Here is a 715-nt window from a genome sequence, read left to right as displayed (position 1 = left end):
GCGTAAATCAGCCAACGGATAAAGTGATCACTGAGCAGCTCAGCCTCCCTTTCCAGTTCGGCTGTTAAAAAAACAACACCGTTGTTTGAAAGCACCAGCAAATCAAGTGCTCACTCTTCTATTTTACAGTACCTGGCAACAGCACTTTGCGGTGCAGTCGATCAGATATCCGGAAGGTTGATCGTAAGCTTCAGCCTAGCGCTCTTCGAATTTAATGTCGTCGAGCTTCGGCCCAACCATTCCCCCGACCTACTCTTCCCTCCCCTAGAGACCCTAGCAGTCACTTGAATCGCGGCTGTCTGCGATAAGGTGTTGCTGGTAACTATTGCATCAGCGCCTGAAAACTCCACCTCGGCCGGCAGACTTGAGACCTTAAGTCGTATGGTAGCGAGAGGTACCTTGGAGCCCGATAGCGTCTGTACGAAAACGAACACACTGTCATCCAAAGCGACCTTTTCGAAAATTTCCGGGGAAATGTCCACCCGTACCTTGAGCGGTGTTGGTGGCAAGCCAGCAACATGGTTAATCGTCAAATTGTTGTTTTTTTCATCCGCTGAAAGACCGTTTCTTGCCTTTCCAATGGCCTGTATGTTGCCGCTGACCGAAAACTGACCCAGTAGAGGCTGTTCTGCCGACTGAAAACTGACCCAGGTGTTCAACTGCTTCTGCTCAATTTTTGAGCAGGAGAACACAGGGTGATCAGTATGGAAATGAT

At 49.4% G+C, this 715-nt stretch carries 1 protein-coding gene; it reads right to left on the bottom strand.

All coding sequences use genetic code 11. The features are described 5' to 3' along the window. Window positions 1–161: 161 nt before the first annotated feature. Window positions 162–715: c-type cytochrome biogenesis protein CcmI/CycH (locus JJD74_RS30630; protein WP_442793298.1), on the bottom strand; the 554-nt coding region annotated here is incomplete at its 5' end.

Source organism: Pseudomonas sp. MF6776, from assembly GCF_016613125.1.
In the GTDB taxonomy this organism is placed as follows: domain Bacteria; phylum Pseudomonadota; class Gammaproteobacteria; order Pseudomonadales; family Pseudomonadaceae; genus Aquipseudomonas; species Aquipseudomonas iridis.
The sequence above is the reverse complement of the archived record's forward strand: the minus strand, read 5'-3'. Positions and strand labels throughout refer to the sequence as shown.